This is a genomic window from Nocardia terpenica, assembly GCF_013186535.1.
Classification (GTDB): domain Bacteria; phylum Actinomycetota; class Actinomycetes; order Mycobacteriales; family Mycobacteriaceae; genus Nocardia; species Nocardia terpenica.
In genome coordinates, this window is sequence record NZ_JABMCZ010000002.1 from 1,150,555 (window position 1) to 1,169,050 (window position 18,496).

The following is an 18,496-nucleotide window of genomic DNA, read 5'->3' on the forward strand; positions in this document are numbered from 1 at the left end:
CGTCCATCTTGTGCCAAACCGTGGCACCGGTCGTGGACGGGAGGATAGCCGCACATGAGCGCCAGCTACGCAACGTCGCTCCGGGACCGTGCGTGTGGATCGGAGTGCGAGTCGTCGGATCGAAGCCAGTCACGCCGGGAGACGCGGCACCTTCCGAGCAGCAGGCGGGGAACCGCGCTAGGTGATCACGGCCCGGTCTTCTGTTGGGTACACCCCGTACCTGGGGTACACCCCTCGTTGATGCTGGTAGAAGCCATTTTCGGGGGATGTACCGTGGGTACACCCTGTACCGCTAGGCGGCGTCGCCTAACCGGTATCTCGTCCCGGCGGAGACCTCGATAGCGTGGATGGCCCCGGTGTCGGTGAGATCGGCGAACGCGTCCTCGAGGTAGGGGCGGTGGGTGTGTTTCACCCGGCGGCGGATATCGGAGGCGCTCAGCTCGGGGCCGTGCTTGCCCAGCACCCGCAGCACGGTCTTGCACACGCGGTCGCGCCGGTAGTCGGCCCCGGCTTCCTCACGTTGCACCGAGGCGATGCCGCGTGCCCGGTTGGCTTGTGCGGTGTGTTCGGTCAGCGCCTGGTGGATGGCCGTGCGGGTGTGGTCGCTGTAGCGCATCACCTGCCCCGCCAACGCCCAGTCCTCGTCGCTGACGATGCTGCGGCCGTCCAGGATCATCAGCGCGGCAGCGACTTTCAGCCTGCACAACAGGGCGTGCCCGTTGAGCGGGTCCACGTTCTCACCGCGCAACTGCGCCAGCCGATGACCCCGGATCGCGTCAGAGGCCACCTCGGGAATCATCAACGGGTCGGGCTGCCAGCGCGGCAGCCGCGCCGTGATCGGCTCGGGCTGGTCCGGGGGGATGTCGGGTGCTTGCGGGTCGCGCACGTCCATCCACACGAACCGCTGCGTGGTCCCGCCGTCGGCCCCGGCGAACAGCGCCCCGGCGCGCAGCGGCTGCACCCCGAGTGTGAGTGCCGCCCGGTAGGAGTGCGCGGCCACCACCGACCGGGTTGCCCTCTGCGCATTGGCGAAACCGATCGCCTCGCCCGAATACAGCTTGCGCAGTTCCCCTTCCAGCGTCGCCCCCTGCCGCCCGATCAGCGAGCTCAGCGTGTCGACTTCGGGCACGGTGAACAACATCCGGTCGATCGGGTTCGGCGCGTCCTCGTCCGTTCCGGCCGGGCGGAAGGTGCGCGCGATGCCCTCACCCGACCCCAACGGCGTCTCCGCGACCTCCATCGTCTGGCCCCAGTGATTGGTGAACACGACCGCTTCCCGCGCCGCGGATTCACTGGCCCCCTTACCCGCACCGGAGGGACCCACCAACGCGACGAACAGATTCAGTGAGGCCGCCCCGCCCACGGTCGCAGGAAGCTGCACGGTCGGCGGCACCGACGCCACCGCACGGGCGAGCACCACTCCCAGGGTCGACCACGGGCCACTCATCCGCGATCGCGCGAAATCCCGGATATGGGTCAGCATCGGCCGCGCCTGCCAGAAATCCCCGACCAGAACGTCGGCCCCAACGTGCTGCTCGTCGGCCCCGACGACGACCGCGTTGCTGTAATCCACCCCGCCCGTCAAGCTGCCACCTGCTTCCGTGCCGACGCCATGGTCCGTTCCACCTCGAGTTGCGACAGCCCTGCCGCCTCCCCGGCATCGGCAATCGCTTCCAGCACATCAGGACTCGCCTGATCGGCGTACGCACGCGAGGCAGCCCAGAACAAGACGTTGTTCCGGTTCCCCGCGCCCGCCTGCCGGACGAACCGCGCCAGCCCCGCACCCGTACCCGTGCCCCGGCGGCGCTGCGTGGGCCGCTGGTAGGGCAGCACCAGCGCGGGACGCACCCGTTCGCGCAGATGCTCGGGCAGATCAGCGATCCCGGCGCGATTGGCCCACCGGTACCGTCCCCCGCCGGGATGCAGGCTCGGGGGCACGACCACGTACCCGGAGTGGGTCTTGATGTCGATACCGGGTGCGCCGTCGACCTGGCCGCGTGTGGTGCCGACGCAGCGGAACCACAGATGCCAGCCACCGCCACCCGTGCGGGCGGTCCACGTGTCCGGCAGGTCACCGAGCGCGGCGATGCTGCCGCCGTTGCGGGGGTCGATATCGAGCACCACGGTTCCCGCAGGAGGACGGACGCCGATGTTGTAGCGCGGGTTGCGCTGCCACCACCGCCGGATCACCTCCGGATCGGTGGATGCGTCATCTTTGCCGTGCGCGGTCACCGGAACCTTGCCCCGAGGAGCCAACGGCAGCACAGCATGACCGGCCCGCGCGTAGGCCAGCGCGTGCTCGATCATGGCCGCAGCGTCGGTTGCTGTAGACTCACACATGAGTTTGCGGAATCATCCTTCCAGCTAGATCGGTGTTTCCCACAGTCCCGGCCGGTGCGCCAACACCGACCGGGACATTCGTTTCTAGGCCGCGTGTGCCACGTCGACGGCGTCGTCGAACTGGGCGTCCTCCCACGCGATCACGTCGGCGAGCCGATACCGGGCGTAGCGGCCGACCATCGCGTACCGCGGTCCCTTCCTCGGCTTGCGGGCCGCCCACGCGGCCAGCGTCTTCGCCGGAACCTTCAACCGTGCGGCCAGTTCCTCCCGCGTCAGCCAGTCGTTGCCGGACATCGGCGCAGCGTTGGACAAGGGGCCTCCTGTGTAGAGCGGACGAGACGAGGGCCACCCAGGACCCTCGAGTCAACACCATACACTATGAGAATCGGACGAATTCATAACGTCAGGTTTTGATGGTATTGTCCTCATGTCAGAGCATGATGGGACGTGTTGAGCACGTGTGGTTGAGGAGGTTGTTACGTGGTCGATCCAGACCGGGCGATCGGCAAGCGCATCGAGGCACTGCGCACCGGGATAGGGCTGAGCCAGGAGCACATGTCGGCACAGTTGCGCCGGGCGGGCGTGAACTGGTCTCAGGTCACCTTGTCCAAGGTGGAGGCGGGGCAGCGGCCCGCGAAGTTCTCCGAAATCCTCGCTATCGCAGACCTGTTCGACATCGAGACCGTCGAGCTGAGCCCCGACGGCGGCGGATTCGGCTACCAGTACCACAAAGCCCGCCACGACCGCGAGAATGCCGCGCAGCAGGTACGCAACGCCGAACAGGTACTGGAACGCGCCCGCGCCCGGCACTGGCAGCTGTCTCAGCGCGCGGCGCGGTTGCGGTTGGCGGTGGAGTTGGCCAGCGGCCAGCGCGGCCCGTACCGGGTGAACGAGACCGCCGCCGACTACCTGCACGACCTGCACTCCTATCTGTGGGAGCCCGCATTCCTCACCCAACCGACACCCGCTGACGAGTTGGACGCGCTCGGCGTGCTGCAGCGGCTGGGGGTGAACGAGACCGTGATCGCCGAGGCTCGCGCCCAGGTCCGCGCGGACTTCGACGCGACGGTCGCCGACCTCAACAACGACATCGACCGCCCGTTTCCCGACTACACCGACGGGCTCGGTGGCTGGGAGCCGCCCAGTGGCGATATCCCCAACCCCTCTTCCCCATCGTTCGACGGGGACATGCAAGACCTCGAAGACCACTTCATCACCGGAATGGCGGTGCGTCTGATGGCCGAGCATTTCCCCTTCGTCCGATTCACCACGCCCGACTGGGACACCATCGAGGTCTCATACGACCGCCAACCCGTCGTCCAAGGATTGATCACCGACGACTGACGATGCACCCAAAACCGTTCCACCACAACAGAAACCGAGTAAGGAGAACACCTGTGGCCCGCCAGCCGCTCGCTATCGGCACCTACGGCAAGATCAGCTGCAAGCAGCAGCCCAACGGCAGCTACCGCGCCTCCACCCGTTACCGCGACGACGACGGCGAAACCCGCACCGTCCAAGCCTTCGGACCCACCAAGGGCAAGGCGGAGTTCAACCTCAAGGAGAAGCTGAAGAAGCGCGACCACGGCAAGGGCAAGACCATCACGCCGGACACGAAGCTCTCGGAGCTGGCCGATCTGTGGCTTACCGACCTCGAATACGAAAACCGCACTTCAGAAACGTCGATCGACCACTACCGCGAAGAAATCGACGTGTCGACCGACAAGCGCGCCCGCAAAGGCACCATCAAAATCAAATCGGCGCTCGGCGGTGTGCGAGTCCGGGAGGCCACCACATCCCGGCTGGACAGGCACCTGAAGAAGGTGGCCCAGGTCGGTGCAGAGAAGGCGCGCATCCATCGGGTGATCCTGTCCGGCATGATGGGGCTCGCGGTCCGGCATGACGCCATCGACCAGAACCCCGTCCGGGACGTCTCCCGTATCCACCGCACCAAGCAGAAGCCGCGCACCGCCGATCTCGAGACCCTCGAACGACTGCGCGCACAGCTCAAAACGTGGCAGTCAGGGAAGGCGATCCCCGGCACGGCGGCATACACCCACGGCCCCAAGCGTTCCCAGACAATCCTCGATATCGCGGAGGTCCTCATGGGCACGGGTGTTCGCTTCGGCGAAGTGCTCGCTATCCGCTGGTGCGATCTCGACCTCGCCGCCGAAGTGCCCCGATTGACCGTCTGCGGCACGATCACCCGGCGCAAGGGACAGCCGAAAGGAGAAGGGCTCATCCGCCAGGAATGGACCAAGACCGAAGCCGGTTATCGGTCGATCACGCTGCCGCCGTTCGCGGTGGACACTCTCATGCGCCGCAAGCTCGACGCCGTGCCCAACAAGCTCGATCTGGTGTTCCCGACCCGAACCGGAGGCATCTACGACCCCAACAACTTCCGGCGCACCTGGCGCGAAGCACGGGGCACCGAGTTCGCGTGGGTCACGCCCGTGACATTCCGCAAGACGGTCGCGACGCTCATCGCGAACGACCACGACGACAAGGGAGCGGCGAGCCAGCTGGGCCACTCCGACGACGGCGCTACCGCCCGCAAGTACTACATCGAGAAGCCACACGAGGCAGGGGACTTCCGGAACAGCCTCAACCTGTCACGCGGCTGAAACCGTGTCGTTTCCGTGTCATAGAGGCTGAATCCAGCCAGTAAATTTCAGCGTTTCCGCTGGTAGTGAGCGCGCCCGGAGAGACTCGAACTCCCAACCTTCTGATCCGTAGTCAGATGCTCTATCCGTTGAGCTACGGGCGCAGGGCATATGTAGTTGTGGTGTCCGGTTGCCCGGACTTGGCGGAGGCGAGAGGATTTGAACCTCCGGTCCCCGTGAAGGGACAACTCATTAGCAGTGAGTCCCATTCGGCCGCTCTGGCACGCCTCCTGGAGCCTTCTCGTTCGAGGGGCCCGGTCCTTTCGAACCGCCGAGACGCAAGAGTACAGAGCATCCGCCCAGGAAGCAAAACGGCTGGTCAGCGCAGGTGACTGTCGAACCAGCCGAAGATGCGGGTCTGGGCGTCGACGAGGACGTCTGACTCGGAGCCGGGTTCGGGTTCGAGGCCGGGATGATCGGCGCGGTGATGTAGCCCGGGGTAGGTGACGACGAGGGTGGCGACGGCGGCGCGGGCGGCGGCATCGCGCAGCTGCTCGACGTGCGCGGTGGGGGTGGCCGGATCGTCGGCGCCGTAGAGGCCCAGCCACGGGGCCTGCAATCGCGGGGCGGCCCGGACCAGCGCATCGGCCAGGTCGGTGAGCGGTTCGGTGATGCCGGGCGCCGCGACACTGACCGCGGCGCCGATCGGCCGCGAGGTCGCGACGAGCAGGGCGGCGGTCCCGGCGGTGTCGAAGCCGAGGACGCCGATGCAGTCGCCGTGTACTCCGCGACCGGTGAGCCAGTCGTAGCACGCGTCGAAATCGGCGAACAGATGGTCGCCGAACACCGTCTCCCGATCGGCGCCGTTGCGGTGGAACAGATTGGGCGCCACCACTATCCAGCTGTCCGCCGCGAGCGATCCCATGAGCTCCAGCAAAGAGTCGGCGAATTCGTGCGACTCGTGCAGCACCACGATGCCGCCGCGCGCGAAGCCGTCCGGTTCGATCACGGTGATGGGCACCCGGGACTCGGCCAACGGCTGCCGATCGTCTTCCGCCGCCAGGCCGCGGTCGCGCCGCAGCGCGATGTCTCGGTACATGCCCGACATGCCGACAGGGTAGTTCGCCTTCATAACGTTCGGGAGAACATGCATGTAGGGGCTGGTCGGTCGGAAAGTTTCCGGCGAGTCCGGCACGTCGGTCACAACCGTTCGGCAGGATCTAGGGTGGTTGGCGTGACCGCTCGTTTACGTCCGGACCTCGAGTCCCTCCCCGCATACACCCCCGGCCGCAGCCATCCCGACGCGGTGAAGCTCGCCAGCAACGAGTCCACCCTCGGGCCGCTGCCGAGCGTCGCCAAGGTCATCGCGGCATCGGCCGAACTGGCCAATCGGTACCCCGACAACGGCGCGGGCGAACTTCGCGCGGCCCTGGCGGAGTTCCTCGGAGTCGAGGTTGAGAACGTCGCGCTGGGCTGCGGCAGCGTGGCGCTGTGCCAGGAGCTGGTGCAGATCACCTGTGCCGCACCGGAGGACGAGGTGCTGTTCGCGTGGCGGTCGTTCGAGGCGTATCCGATCGTCACGCAGGTCGGCCGGGCGCGCGCGGTACGGGTGCCGCTGACCGAGGACTACGCCCACGATCTGGACGCGATGGCGGCCGCGGTCACCGAGAACACCAAGCTGATCTTCGTCTGCAATCCCAACAATCCGACCGGCACCGTGCACGGCCGCGCCGCGGTGCTGCGCTTCCTGGACTCGGTGCCCGACCACATCCTGGTGGTGCTGGACGAGGCGTACTACGAGTACCTGCGGATGCCCGCCGACGATCACCCCGACGGCATCGCGATCGGCCGCGACCGCCCGAATGTGCTTGCGCTGCGCACCTTCTCGAAGGCGTACGGCCTGGCCGGGCTGCGGGTCGGCTACGCGGTGGGCGACCCGGAGGTGATCACGGCGCTGCTGAAGGTGCATATTCCGTTCAGCGTCAACCGAATCGCGCAGGCGGCCGCGATCGCCTCCCTGGAGGCCCGGCACGAGCTGCTGGACCGCACCGATCACGTGATCGCCGAGCGGGAGCGCATGCGCGCCGCGCTGGAGCGGGCCGGGTACCGGATTCCGCCGAGCCAGGCCAACTTCCTGTGGCTGCCGCTGGGCGAGCGCAGCACCGAATTCGGTGCGGCGAGCGCGGATTCCCGCGTCCTGGTGCGCCCCTACGCCGCCGACGGCGTGCGGGTCACCGCGGGCGACCCGCACGAGAACGATCAGTTCCTCGCCTTCGCGACCGCTCCGGAGACTGTCGCCCGGTTCATCGGCTGACGCCGAGCGCCGTCGCGAGAGTGGGCCAGGCCCTGGGCAATTCGTCTGCCCAGTAGGGCCAGGAGTGGGTGCCCACCGGTGAGAGTCGCACCGTGGCGGGAATCTTCATGCGGGACAGGCGATCGGCGAGGGCCATGGTGCAGCCGTCGGCGCCCGCCTCGAGGGGGCCGCCGAACACGACGGTCTCGCTGCCCGCGACGTCGTAGGGGCCGGGCAGGCCGCTGGCCGCGGACAGGTAGATCGCCTTGCCGCGCAACGCTTCCGCGTGCGTCATGACGTCGTGGGCGAGCCAGTCGGGGTCGCCCTGGTCGCCGAACATATTGTCCGGGTCGCCGCCGTAGGTGCGCACCACCGCGCGCGCCTGCGCCTGCCCGAAGTCGGAACCCATGGCGTAGCAACCGCTGTGGGCGGCGACGCCGCGGTAGACGGTGGGGTTGCGCATCACCAGCATCATGGCGGCCTCGGCGCCCATGGAGACGCCCTCGAGCGCGTTGCGGCCGTCGCCGTCGAAGCGCTCGTCGATCAGCGGGGGCAGCTCGCGGGTGAGGAAGCTCTCCCACTTGTTGTTGCCCAGCACCGGATCCGGGCGCTGCCAGTCGGTGTAGTACCCGGCCGGACCGCCCACGGTGAGAACCACATTCACGTTCTTGTCGGCGAAGAACCGCACCGCATTGCCGCGGTCGACCCAGTTGTTGCCGTCGTTGCTCGCGGAGCGGCCGTCGAGCATATAGAGGGTGGGGCGGGGGTGGGCGGTGTCGGCGGGCAGCAGCACCTGCACCTGCACGGTGCGGCCCATGGCGGGAGAGTTCACGAATACGCGCAGCCTGCGGTCGGTGATGGGCTCGACGCGGACGATCGAGGCCACCTTCGGCGGCGACCTGTCCGCCTGGGGCTGCGGGCCGTCGGCCGAACCGGAGTTCGCGGGCGGGGTGGGACCGGCGACGGCGTCCGGGGGCACGAGCAACACCGCACTCAGTAGCAGTGCGGCCCAGGCGAAGGCGCCGGACAGCCGACGCCGCATCCGGCGACGAACCATGCCGCTCATCCTGCCAGAGGCGCGCGGCACATTCCGTGCCAGTTATATCCGAGTCGTCCGTAAAGTGATTCGAAACACATTGCCCGTTCAGTCGGACGACAGGTCCGCTTGCCAGCGGCGTTCCACACCGGCGAAGCGCCAGAACGCCACGGCCACCGCCCAGGTGAGCGCGAACAGGCCGACGATGATGTAGCCGAGCTCACCGAGATCGAGCGTGCCGATCCAGGCGACGATGCCGGACTCCACACCGAGCTTGTCGACCAGGATGGAGACCAGTTCCTGGCCGCCGATCAGCAGCGCCACCGCCACCGACAGGCCGGTGATCACCAGGTTGTAGTAGATCTTGCGGATCGGGCGGGCGAACGCCCAGTCGTAGGCGTAGCTCATGAACGACCCGTCCAGCGCGTCGAACAGCGACATGCCCGCCGAAAACAGCACGGGCAGCACCAGAATCGCGTACCAGGGCAGCCCGGTCGCGGCGGCCCCACCGGCGATCACCAGCAGCCCCACCTCGGTGACGGTGTCGAAGCCGAGCCCGAACAGCAGACCCACCGGATACATGTGCCAGGGCTTGCGCACCATCCGCACCGCCGGGCCGAGCACCCGATTGAGCAGACCGCGCGTCTCGAGCGCGTGTTCCAGCCGCGCCTCGTCGAGCTCGCCGCGCCGCATGCTGCGGAACACCCGCCAAATGGCCACCAGCGACGCCAGATTCAGCAATCCGATGAGGATCAGGAAGCCGCCCGAGACGCTGGTCCCCCACAGCCCCGTCCAATGCTCCAGCGACGAACTCGAGTCGGCCAGATTCGACGCCAGCGCCCGCACCCCGGCCGCCAACAGCGCGACGAGCACGAGAACCACCGAGGAGTGCCCCAGCGAGAACCAGAACCCCACCGACTGCGACCGCGCTCTCCCGTTCTCCGCCACCAGCTTTCGCGTGGTGTTGTCGATGGCCGCGATGTGATCGGCATCGAAGGCATGCCGCATCCCGAGCGTATAGGCGGTGATCCCCAACCCCACCCCGTACACGGTCCCGTTCACCAGATGATGCTCGGGCACCACCACCAGCAACAGCGTCCCCCACCCGAGAACATGCAAACCGACAATGGCCACCGCCATCCCGACAACGCTGCGCACCACACGCCCCCGTCCTCCACCGACTTCCGGCCCCAGCCTCGCACCTCCCCACCCCGACAGTCGAATCCGCACCCCGCCCCGATTACCCCCACACCCCACCCACCAGTACGCTGGGATCGCTCCACCCGGAGCGAGGTGGGTTGCCCGAGCGGCCTAAGGGAACGGTCTTGAAAACCGTCGTGGCTCACGCCACCGTGGGTTCAAATCCCACACCCACCGCGACCGTGACCAGCACCTGTCCGGCAGGATGGGAGCGGCCGTCAACACGCGGTCAACATGAATGCATCTGAGGGGATGTCGGCAACCACGTCGGTAGTTGCTATGCAGGGAGGGCCCTCGGTGTCGAGTGTCAGAGTTCGGACCCGTAAGGACGGGTCGAGTGTCACGTCCGTGTTGTTCCGCCATCACGGCAAGCAGAGTTCGCAGAGTTTCGACGACCCGGTCGCGGCGCGGCGCTGGCAGCTGCTGCTGGATCAGGTGGGCCCGGACAAGGCCCTGGAAGTGCTCGCCGCCGAGGCCAGCGGCACCATGGCACCGGTGACCGTCGCCGAGTGGGCCGAGCACTACATCGGCCATCTCACCGGTATCGGCCGCAAGGCATTGCACGACTACCGCACCTACGTCCGCCGCGACATCGCCCCGGTGATGGGGCAGCTGCCGCTGCTGGCGGTGGACCGGGACGTGATCGCCGAGTGGGTCAACGGGCTGGAGTCGAAAGGGCTGGCGGCCAAGACGATCGCCAACAAGCACGGCTTCCTGTTCGCGATGTTCAAGGCGGCCGTCGCCGACGGCAAGATACCCACCAACCCCTGCGCGGGCACCCGCCTGCCGCGCAGCCTGGCACCGGAGATGGTGTTTCTGACCCAGGACGAATTCGCCGCGCTGCACGACGCGATGACCGAGCGCTACCGGGTACTGCTGCGGCTGCTGGTCGCCTCCGGCGCACGCCTGGGCGAGGTGACCGCCCTGACGGTCGGTGATATCGACCCCGACCGGCAGACCGCGCGGATCAGCAAGGCGTGGAAGCCGGACGGGCGCGGCGGTGCGATCCTGGGCCCGCCCAAGACCCGCCGCTCGCTGCGCACGGTCAACCTTCCCGCCGAACTGATCACCGACCTGCGGCTGGACCGCCCCGCCCACCAGCTGCTGTTCGAGAACGCCCGGGGCGGACCGGTCCGCCAGGACACGCTCCGCTCGCGGTGGAACGCGGCCATCCGGTCCCTGGTCCACCTCGACGACCGAGGCCGCGTCGTCACCGATCACCTCCACGGAAAACGGCCGCGCATTCACGACCTGCGCCACACCTGCGCCAGCTGGATGATCGCCGCCGGAATCCCGCTGCCGGTGATCCAGGCCCACCTCGGCCACGAGTCGATCAAGACCACCGTCGACACCTACGGCCACCTCGACCGCCACGCCCACGCGTCGGCCGCCGCCGCGATCGCCGCCATGCTCCCCGCCACCAGCGGGCCCGCGCACCCGGCCCCGCCCGCCGCGACCGGCCGGGGTGTCGGTCGGATGCGCGGGGCGCTCGCGCCGGTGGTCTCGGCTCCGGAGCCGGAGGCGGCCTGACCATGGTGGAGCAGTTCAGGATCCCCAATCCTCGCAGTGGCCGGTCGTACCCGGCGGCGACGCCGCTGCGGGCCGAGCAGTATCAACGGGTAGTCGCGCGGATGCCGTCGCAGTGGCGGGTGCTCACCGACTTCCTGGTGATCTCCGGAGCCCGCCTCGGTGAGGCCGCCGCGCTGGCCGACACCGATCTCGACCCCGACGGCGGGGCATGCCGGATCGAGCGGACGTGGCGGCCCGCCCCCGGAGGCTGGGTCCTCACGCCCGCGCTGTGCCCGCGCACGATCGCCTTGCCCGCGAACCTGTTCCCCCGCCTGGACCTGCACGGTGGCGGTGCTGAGTTATTCCGGATCGAGGGCGCGTGCGGGCCGGGGCTGATGACCCGCTACCGGCACCGGATCTGGCGGCCCGCAGTCGCGGCGGTCGCCGACGACCTGCCCGGCGGACGGCGGCCCGGCGTGGCCGTGTTGCGCACCACGTGCGGGCGATGGCTGGCCGACGCGGGGGTGCCCTGGCCGGTGATCGCCGCACAGCTCGGTTACCACGACACCGCCGCGTTCGCCACCCGCAATCTCGACCGCCTCGCGCCGACGGTGCGCCAGCGGTAACCGCCGCTCCCGGCGGGGTGGGTGCACGCCCGCGAACGCGGGCACCGCGATTCACACCTTGATAGCCGGGAATCGTTGCGCAGCAACGGTTCCCGACCCTAATAGCGAGTTGACTTCCGCGCCGACGAGAGCGTTCATGGTGGGGCAAGGCAAACACCCGGACAACGACGAGGAGGACGACATGAACAACAACAACGGCGGCTGGTTCCTGGCCGAAGTCGACGCCGACGGCAACGTCTTCGACGACTCCTGCGCGGTCGCGCCCGGCCGCTACTTCAACGACGCCGACCACGACGGCGACGCCCAACCCGCCCTACACGCCGCGCTCGACGAACTGATCGACTACTTCCCCCACGCAAAATGGGGCATCAGCCACTACAGCGGGTAGCCACCCCCGCCCCCAACCCGCCCACGGGCGGGTTTTCTCCTCTTCCCCCCACAACCACCCGGCCACGATGATCCCGAGCCGACACCGGGCACACCAGCCCGGACCACCGCGCCCAGGACGAACCGACCACGCCGGAAGTACCCCCACGATCATCGCCCATCCGTCCCGCGCGGGCCCGCGTTCGGAAGACGAACCCGCCCATGACCGGTGATCGGCTCCAGATCCCCACGCCGCCATCGGGGTTCGATCGCCCCGTAGTCGCGATCACCCATCGTTCTTACTAATAGTGTTGTCCTGCAACACTTTTCGACTAACCAATAACTTGACTGGTCTGGGGTCGGGAGCGTTAATGGTGTGGCAGGCGACAATTGGAGGAGACACCGAGATGGCCACCCTGAAATCCACCGACATGCACCCGAACGACTACACGAAACCGATCCTGGACGACGACACGATCAGCCCCTTGACCACCGAAGACCAGCTGATGCCCATCCTGGCGCACCCCTTCACCAGCCGCGCCGACGCCTACACCGTGATGTTCTACTTCCAGGTCGAGGCCGAAGCCTCGATGACGCACTACGGAGACCACACCGGCACGTGGTACGAATCGCTGCAGATCGGCAAACCAGCCTGGTTCGTCCAAGCCGCCGATTGCCCCGCCCGTGAGCGGCAATGGCACGACATCCGAGCCATCAACGCCATCAAACGCGCGATCGAGCACGCACCCACCGCTGACATACAGCACATGGCCAAGCAACTGGTACTCCACCACACCGGCGACCTGGCCGACCGGCTCCGCCGATTCATCGACACCCTGAACCTGCCCGAGGAACCGCTGCACACCTGAACAACCCGGGCCGGGTCGCCCCCCTTCCCGGCCCCGACAACCGCTCACCCCGACCCGAACTCACCCGGCCCAGCGAGGAGCTGTTCGGCATCAACGGCACGCCCGGACCCCGGGATCGGACGGTGCACGCGCGCCCTGGCCGGTGACCGCGCCCGGGGTCCGCGGTCGTGCGCTGCGGCTGGTGGGTTCAGGGGTGTGGCTTGACGCGCAGGTAGGTCACCGTGACGCCGTTGTTCCCTGGCTTGTCGATCACCTCGAACAACCCGCACCGTTTCAGGAACCGGCCCGTCTTGCCGTCGGTCTGCCCGTTCAGCTTCGCCTTGAGAGCACCGTGCTGGTGCAGCCGGTGACACGCCGTGGTCAACTGCACCAGCCCATCGGCGTCGGCGACCTGGGCGACCATCGCACACAACTGCTCAGCGATCTGCGGATCCAGCCTGCCCGCAACAGCTTTCGTGACATCCGCGGTCTTGGCGACATTCTTCTTCTTGCCAGGCTTCGCCGGGGACGGCGCAGCCGCAACCACAGGCGCGCCGGCCGGGGCCTTGGTCAGCTGATCCAGGACGGTGAACTTCTCGCAGGCACGGCGGAACGGCCGTCCGGTGTTCAGGTTGCCGAATCCCTCGACCCGCACACCGTATTCACGCAACCGCATCGCCAGGTCGGTGAAGTCGCCGTCACTGGTGACCAACACCATCACCGAAACATTCTCCGTGAGAGCGAGGTGGACGGCATCGGCGACCATCACGTGGTCGGTGCACTGTTTGCCCGCCCTGAACGCGATCGCGTCGATGCGGCGGATCGAGTGCGCCAGCACCGCCGCCCGCCACCCCGTCAAATGCTCGCGATCCCAGTCACCGTAGGCGCGTCTGATCCGTACCGGACCGTGCTCGGCGGCAACAGCTTCCAGCACCGCCCCGATCTTGGCGGGCGCCACGTTGTCGGCATCGACGAGCACCGCGACCCCGCCCTCGCGGGCCAGCACCCGCCCAGGCCGCAGACCGCCCGGGGCTTGCGGTCTCTGCCCGGCAGGCGGCTCCTCCCGCCTGCCCAGCCAGCCCCACACCCGGCTACCCATCGTCCATCGCCCCGCTGACCCCACACCCGGCACGATACCGGGCGAGGACAACCTCACCCCGTCACCGCACCAGATACGGTCCCCGCCAACACCGTTCAACCTCTCCCCGCACCCACGATGCACCCGTTCAGTCACCGATGTCGGAGCTGGTCTGCAGGTAGTGGGTCAACGCCGCCACGGCGGCGATACTGGGCCAGGGCTGGCCCGCATGTGGCCAGTCGGTGACGTGCAGGCTCAGGTCGTCCCACAGCGTGCGGGCGTCGGCCATCAGCTCGGCGCGGTGCCCGCGCCCGCTGGACACCCACCGGTACAGGGCTGGGCAGTAGTATTCGCCCGCCCACCCGGCAGCCACGATCTTCGCCTCCTGCCCGGTGAGTTCGGTCTCGCAGGACTCGTCGGCGTAGACGCGTCGGGCGATCTGCTCGTACGTCGGTGTGGTCACAGGTGCGCTCCCGGATCGTGGTAGAGGACCACCGCGCGCATCGCGTGCACGGCAGCGGCGTGGGTATGGGTGGTGTCCAGTTCGTGCCACAGCTCGGCCACCAATGGGTCGCGCAGCTCACCCAACAGGGTGTGGGCTTCGACCGCGAGCCAGCGGCGGGCGATCGTGCGGGCGTACGGGCCGTTGTCACACCAGTGCGCCAGGTTCGGGTGCTCGTGCCCGCCGAATATGGTGTGGCCGTAGTGGTCGGTGAACCAGCGTAATGGGATCGCTTTGGCCTCGGTCTCGTTGAGGATGGCCTTTGGAACGGCGGCCAGTCGTGTCATCGCCTGGTCGTAGGCGATCCGCCAGGTGTCGTAGTCGAACATCGAAAAACGTTGCCTTCCTTGTCGGTTCCAGCTGCCAGCCCTCGGGCACCACCCGAGCGGTGTGGTACCCGAGGCAGGCGACTGGCCCCCGGTCAGGCAGGGCCGGGCAGTAGTACTCGCCCACCCACCCGGCAGCCACGACCTTCGCCTCCTGCTCGGTGAGTTCGGTCTCGAAGGACTCGTCGGCGTAGACGCGCCGGGCGATCTGGTCGTAGCTCGGGGTGGTCACGAGCAAGCCGCCGACCCGGTCAGCCCGCTGTCGAGGTGACGGACCAAGGCGGCGACGGTCAGCACCGCGACGCGGTGGGACTCGCCCAGATTCCACCCGTCCCACCGTTGCACGACCCGAGGGTCGTGCAACTGCACGAGCATCGTCGCAGCCTCGGCGGCGACAGCGCGGGGGTGCACCCGGTCGGCCCGTGGGCTCCCGGCGGCCCAGCGCGCCAGATTCATCAACGTGTCCCCGCCCCACAGCGGGTCACCGAAGAAGCGGTCGGCGAACCAGCGGCGCGCAATCACGCGAGCCTGCTCCACCGTGATCGGCGCGGCGGGGTCGGCGATCAGACGGGCCAGCGCTTGCCCATAGTGATCGGTACGAATAGTGTTCTGCGACACCGGGTTTCTCCTTCACTCGACGGTTTCCAACTGCCTGCCTCGGACACCACCGTCACGGTGGTGTCCGAGGCAGGCGGCTGGTCTCGGTCAGGCGTTGGCCTCGATCTGGGGGATCATGTACCGCTTGGGTGCCTGGCAGGTCTTCACCGCGACCCCGTCGGCGACCAGCTTCTCCAGCGCGTTGTGGATAGCGCCGACCGAATGCTGGAGGTTGCGGCCGAGCTCGGTCGGCCCGAATTCCCGTCCCGCGCAGTCGGTCAGGAATTCCTGCACCATCGCGCGCAGCTCGCCCGGAGCCAATCGCTTACCCTTCACCACAAGCTCGGCGGTATCCGGCTGCCCGGTCTCCTCAGGTGCGGTCGAAACCTCGGAATCGGACGCGGTGTCGGCCGCTGCGGCGGTGTCGACGGGCTCGGCGGGTGTGTCCGCCCCGGCGGGCTCCGGCGCGGGGTCGGCCTCCTCGGCGGGCACAGTGGGCGCGGTGGTTTCAGCGGGGGTGGTGATCACCTCGTCGCCTGCCTCGGGATCCTCGGCGGCCGGGTCCTGCTCGCCGGGAGCGGTGGCGGCGGGAGTGTGCAGCACATACCAGCGGTCGGCGGGCCGCTGCGCCGACCCACCGGCCTCACCCTCGAGGCGGTAGGCGCTGCCGGTGCGCTCCAGAGCGACCAACAGCTTGCGCGCGGTCGAGCCCCCGATCCCCGCAGACTCAGCGAGCTCCTTCGCCGTCGAGCCCGGGCCTTGCTGCAACGCGGCCCACAGCTTCTCGGCGGTCGGGGTCGCGGTCGCGGTAGCGGTGGTCATGATGGTTCCTCCAGCGAGTTCGATTGGTACGCAACCCCTTCCGGGGCTTGTAGCCGCCGGTGTGCTCGGCTACGACACCATGAACGCTCTCCCTACCCCATGAAGTCAAGACACCGACAGCCCAAACACGTTTCGCAACAATGAATTTCGCTGAACATACGAGTTACATTCCCAGCAAAACGGAGCGTGAGCACGGAGACCGCCGAGGAGGCATCGACAGCCGCTCGGCGGCAGCCGCTGTGAAGAGTACAGCCGCAGCGTGATGTGATTCGGCGGCCTCGTAGCCGCGGATGAGTAGCTCCCTTTCTGGCCGAGTCGACTGGCCAGGCGCGCGGTACTGCGCACAGCGCTCGCGACGCCGAGACGGCCTAGACACGACCCCGGCCCCGATCCGAGGTGCTCGGGATCAGGGCCGTGTGGGGTCGAAAGCCTATATGTGGCGGTGGAATTGGCCGTCTGCGACGCCTTTCCTGAAGGCATCCCATTCGTCGGCGTCGTAGATCAGCGCTGCGCTCTGGTCGGCGATTGTGGCACCGCCAGCCGGATGAACGGTGACGGTTACTGTGTCCACCTGCCCGGACTTGCCGCTCAGCGTCAGCTCGAGCATGGTCGGCCAGTGCGCGGGCGACAACGACACGATGGGTTGCTCGGTCGCGGGGCCGGTGTATTTGCTGTCGCGGATGAGCACGGAGTCGCCTCGGTGGGCGACCTCGACGCAGGTCTTCTCCCCGCCGCTGAAGGTTGATTTGAAGAAGTCAGTGCTCACACCGTTCACCCTATCTGACGTGCGATCTCGTTGACCACGTCCAGGGATTCGGATTGGTCCAATGCCGACGAGTGGATCTGTTCGAACTGATACACGAGTCCATCCACGTCGCGTGGCTCTTCGGTGACTTCACCGCGAATGGCGGTCTCCATCCAACCGATGATCGGCAGCCGCGGGCTGGGGAAGCCCAGCAGGTGAAATGTCGCCGCGTTGAGACTGGCGATCGCAGTTCCCGAAGCGAAGGGGATGACTCGGAAGTCCAGGTGCCCGGGACGCTGCTCGATCAAGGTGCGCAGGTGTTCGAGCTGTTCGCGGTGCACGTTCGTGTCGCCGACCTGGTATCTGAGAGACGCTTCGCCGACTACCACTGCCAACTTCGGTGCGTCTTCGCCAGCCAGTCGTCGTTGTCGGAGCAGGCGTATCTGGACGCGAGGTTCAGCCTCGGTCGGCCGTGCCGTCACCACGCGAGCCTTGATGAGGGTTCGCATGTAGTTCTCGGTCTGCAGCAGACCCGGGATAACGCTGTTCTCGAAGCTCCTGATGCTCGACGCGCCAGCTTCCAGGTTGTAGAACCGCATCAGTTCGTCGTCCAGCAAGGCCGAGAACTGAGCGTAGAGGCTGCGGCCCTTGGCGACTGCGCGTAGATCGAGTAGTTCCTGTCGTTCGTCTGCTTCGAACTCCAGTAGGTCGATCAGCCTGTTGAGCTTGTCCTCGGTAAGGATGCCCTTGTAGTTCGTGACCTGGGACCAGTAGGCCGCACCGACGCCCAAGCCACGCTGGATCTCGGCAGGCTTGATCCCCCGCTCGGCAGCCTGCCGTTTGATGCGCAGCATCAGCTCCCAGGCAGCAACGGTGGGCGATGCGTCGACCATCGCGCGCTTCCTTCCCTTCAGGCGTCGCCTCAACTTACAGCAACAGCAATCGACCGAAACTAATCGCCAAATTTCATCACTAAACTTTAGTAATAGTTGTATCGTCGGATGCACTAGACCATTCAGTGCTCATATATCGCCAGCTCAGAGCACTGAGAGACCGACGCGAGTTGAGGTTCCGATGAGCCATCCAGCTACAACGGGCATGACAGCATCCTCGGCAGACACGCCGCGATCACGAGTGGCCTACTACCGCGACATGTGCAGGCTCGATGCGACGGTGAAGCCCGAAACGGGGCGGATTGTCGTACACGCCGGACCTTTGTTGTCCGCCTTCACCTTGCCCAGTGGCATCGCCGTGCGGATCAAGGCGAAACTACAGCAGGTCAACGGCCGCCATGGCCCGATCATCGCCCACCCTCGATCGAATCGTTGGACCTTCCTTGCCGATCCCGTCCGCTTCGACGATGCCGACCTGACCGTCTACGCCAGCATGTTCCGGATCAACGTCTCGATCGCGCCATCGGGTTCCGAGATCATGCTCCCCTCGCCCGCCGACTTGCAGATCGCCTATCGGCTTTGGGAGACGTTGCCACCCAACGGCTTTCGACCTAGGGCAGGAGATGTCCTCGATGCCGTTCGCGATTGCTTCGACATCAAAGTGAGGCACTAGATGGGTGCATTGCGTGAAATCACCGTTGCGCCGGAACAG

21 protein-coding genes and 3 tRNA genes are annotated in these 18,496 nt (G+C 67.3%); 9 read left to right on the forward strand and 15 right to left on the reverse strand.

Annotation, left to right across the window (positions count from 1 at the left end):
* Positions 1-292 precede the first annotated feature (292 nt).
* From HPY32_RS16945 to HPY32_RS16955, 3 genes are all read right to left on the reverse strand, one after another.
* Positions 293-1,585: a hypothetical protein gene (locus HPY32_RS16945; RefSeq protein ID WP_156674022.1), complete on the reverse strand. Its 1,293-nt coding sequence runs from the start codon at positions 1,583-1,585 to the stop codon at positions 293-295.
* Entirely contained in the window at positions 1,582-2,307 is a 726-nt protein-coding gene (locus HPY32_RS16950; RefSeq protein WP_171982898.1) for a bifunctional DNA primase/polymerase, read from the reverse strand. Before HPY32_RS16950 ends, HPY32_RS16945 begins: the two co-directional genes overlap by 4 nt.
* 117 nt (positions 2,308-2,424) lie before the next feature.
* Positions 2,425-2,652 carry a MerR family transcriptional regulator gene (locus HPY32_RS16955; protein WP_231951374.1) on the reverse strand — a complete coding sequence of 76 codons (228 nt, stop codon included), beginning with the start codon at positions 2,650-2,652 and terminating at the stop codon, positions 2,425-2,427.
* 168 nt (positions 2,653-2,820) lie between these two features.
* On the opposite strand from HPY32_RS16955, the gene HPY32_RS16960 reads away from it, so the two are divergent.
* Both HPY32_RS16960 and HPY32_RS46165 read left to right on the forward strand, forming a co-directional pair.
* Positions 2,821-3,684 (forward strand): helix-turn-helix domain-containing protein, encoded by an 864-nt coding sequence (locus HPY32_RS16960; protein ID WP_067579979.1) that lies wholly within the window; start codon positions 2,821-2,823, stop codon positions 3,682-3,684.
* A 53-nt stretch (positions 3,685-3,737) separates the two neighbouring features.
* Entirely contained in the window at positions 3,738-4,964 is a 1,227-nt protein-coding gene (locus tag HPY32_RS46165) for a tyrosine-type recombinase/integrase (protein ID WP_067579977.1), read from the forward strand.
* A gap of 70 nt (positions 4,965-5,034) precedes the next feature.
* On the opposite strand, the gene HPY32_RS16970 is transcribed toward HPY32_RS46165, so the two are convergent.
* From HPY32_RS16970 to HPY32_RS16980, 3 genes are all read right to left on the reverse strand, one after another.
* A tRNA-Arg gene (locus HPY32_RS16970) sits at positions 5,035-5,107 on the reverse strand.
* A gap of 37 nt (positions 5,108-5,144) precedes the next feature.
* Positions 5,145-5,234 (reverse strand) — tRNA-Ser (locus HPY32_RS16975).
* Positions 5,235-5,322: 88 nt separating this feature from the next.
* On the reverse strand, positions 5,323-6,051 hold the full coding sequence (locus HPY32_RS16980) for a dienelactone hydrolase family protein (RefSeq protein ID WP_067584911.1): 729 nt from the start codon (positions 6,049-6,051) through the stop codon (positions 5,323-5,325).
* 126 nt (positions 6,052-6,177) lie between these two features.
* Between HPY32_RS16980 and hisC the strand changes: the two genes are divergently transcribed.
* Positions 6,178-7,257: a histidinol-phosphate transaminase gene (gene hisC / locus HPY32_RS16985; RefSeq protein ID WP_067579975.1), complete on the forward strand. Its 1,080-nt coding sequence runs from the start codon at positions 6,178-6,180 to the stop codon at positions 7,255-7,257.
* Here hisC and HPY32_RS16990 read toward each other — a convergent pair.
* Positions 7,247-8,278 (reverse strand): alpha/beta hydrolase, encoded by a 1,032-nt coding sequence (locus HPY32_RS16990; RefSeq protein WP_373686651.1) that lies wholly within the window; start codon positions 8,276-8,278, stop codon positions 7,247-7,249. The genes hisC and HPY32_RS16990 overlap by 11 nt on opposite strands.
* A gap of 102 nt (positions 8,279-8,380) precedes the next feature.
* Positions 8,381-9,433, reverse strand: coding sequence for a Nickel transporter NicT (gene nicT, locus HPY32_RS16995; RefSeq protein ID WP_462686485.1), 1,053 nt, complete (start codon positions 9,431-9,433; stop codon positions 8,381-8,383).
* Between the two features lie 131 nt (positions 9,434-9,564).
* On the opposite strand from nicT, the gene HPY32_RS17000 reads away from it, so the two are divergent.
* The 5 genes from HPY32_RS17000 (at position 9,565) to HPY32_RS17020 (ending at position 12,842) form a co-directional block, all read left to right on the forward strand.
* A tRNA-Ser gene (locus tag HPY32_RS17000) sits at positions 9,565-9,649 on the forward strand.
* A 171-nt stretch (positions 9,650-9,820) separates the two neighbouring features.
* Entirely contained in the window at positions 9,821-11,002 is a 1,182-nt protein-coding gene (locus HPY32_RS17005) for a tyrosine-type recombinase/integrase (protein ID WP_067579969.1), read from the forward strand.
* 2 nt (positions 11,003-11,004) lie between these two features.
* Entirely contained in the window at positions 11,005-11,607 is a 603-nt protein-coding gene (locus tag HPY32_RS17010; RefSeq protein WP_067579968.1) for a site-specific integrase, read from the forward strand.
* A 109-nt stretch (positions 11,608-11,716) separates the two neighbouring features.
* Positions 11,717-11,995 (forward strand): hypothetical protein, encoded by a 279-nt coding sequence (locus tag HPY32_RS17015; protein WP_156674020.1) that lies wholly within the window; start codon positions 11,717-11,719, stop codon positions 11,993-11,995.
* Positions 11,996-12,380: 385 nt separating this feature from the next.
* Positions 12,381-12,842, forward strand: coding sequence for a hypothetical protein (locus tag HPY32_RS17020; RefSeq protein ID WP_067579964.1), 462 nt, complete (start codon positions 12,381-12,383; stop codon positions 12,840-12,842).
* A 187-nt stretch (positions 12,843-13,029) separates the two neighbouring features.
* Here the strand turns inward: HPY32_RS17020 and HPY32_RS17025 are convergent, their stop codons facing one another.
* The 7 genes from HPY32_RS17025 to HPY32_RS17055 all read right to left on the reverse strand — a co-directional run bounded on the left by HPY32_RS17025 (position 13,030) and on the right by HPY32_RS17055 (position 17,784).
* Positions 13,030-13,944, reverse strand: a complete 915-nt coding sequence (locus HPY32_RS17025) for an NYN domain-containing protein (protein ID WP_156674019.1) — start codon at positions 13,942-13,944, stop codon at positions 13,030-13,032.
* A gap of 103 nt (positions 13,945-14,047) precedes the next feature.
* Positions 14,048-14,362 (reverse strand): hypothetical protein, encoded by a 315-nt coding sequence (locus tag HPY32_RS17030; RefSeq protein ID WP_067579960.1) that lies wholly within the window; start codon positions 14,360-14,362, stop codon positions 14,048-14,050.
* Complete coding sequence (locus tag HPY32_RS17035; protein ID WP_067579958.1) at positions 14,359-14,730, reverse strand: hypothetical protein; 372 nt, start codon at positions 14,728-14,730, stop codon at positions 14,359-14,361. The genes HPY32_RS17030 and HPY32_RS17035 overlap by 4 nt, the downstream gene beginning before the upstream one ends.
* Positions 14,731-14,955: 225 nt before the next feature.
* Entirely contained in the window at positions 14,956-15,345 is a 390-nt protein-coding gene (locus HPY32_RS17040) for a hypothetical protein (protein ID WP_067579956.1), read from the reverse strand.
* 87 nt (positions 15,346-15,432) lie between these two features.
* Positions 15,433-16,146, reverse strand: coding sequence for a hypothetical protein (locus HPY32_RS17045; RefSeq protein WP_067579954.1), 714 nt, complete (start codon positions 16,144-16,146; stop codon positions 15,433-15,435).
* 430 nt (positions 16,147-16,576) lie between these two features.
* Positions 16,577-16,912 carry a DUF397 domain-containing protein gene (locus tag HPY32_RS17050; RefSeq protein WP_171982900.1) on the reverse strand — a complete coding sequence of 112 codons (336 nt, stop codon included), beginning with the start codon at positions 16,910-16,912 and terminating at the stop codon, positions 16,577-16,579.
* 5 nt (positions 16,913-16,917) lie between these two features.
* Positions 16,918-17,784 (reverse strand): DUF5753 domain-containing protein, encoded by an 867-nt coding sequence (locus HPY32_RS17055; RefSeq protein ID WP_067584908.1) that lies wholly within the window; start codon positions 17,782-17,784, stop codon positions 16,918-16,920.
* A 241-nt stretch (positions 17,785-18,025) separates the two neighbouring features.
* Here HPY32_RS17055 and HPY32_RS17060 point away from each other — a divergent pair, with 241 nt between their 5' ends.
* Entirely contained in the window at positions 18,026-18,457 is a 432-nt protein-coding gene (locus tag HPY32_RS17060) for a hypothetical protein (protein WP_082870727.1), read from the forward strand.
* Positions 18,458-18,496 lie beyond the last annotated feature (39 nt).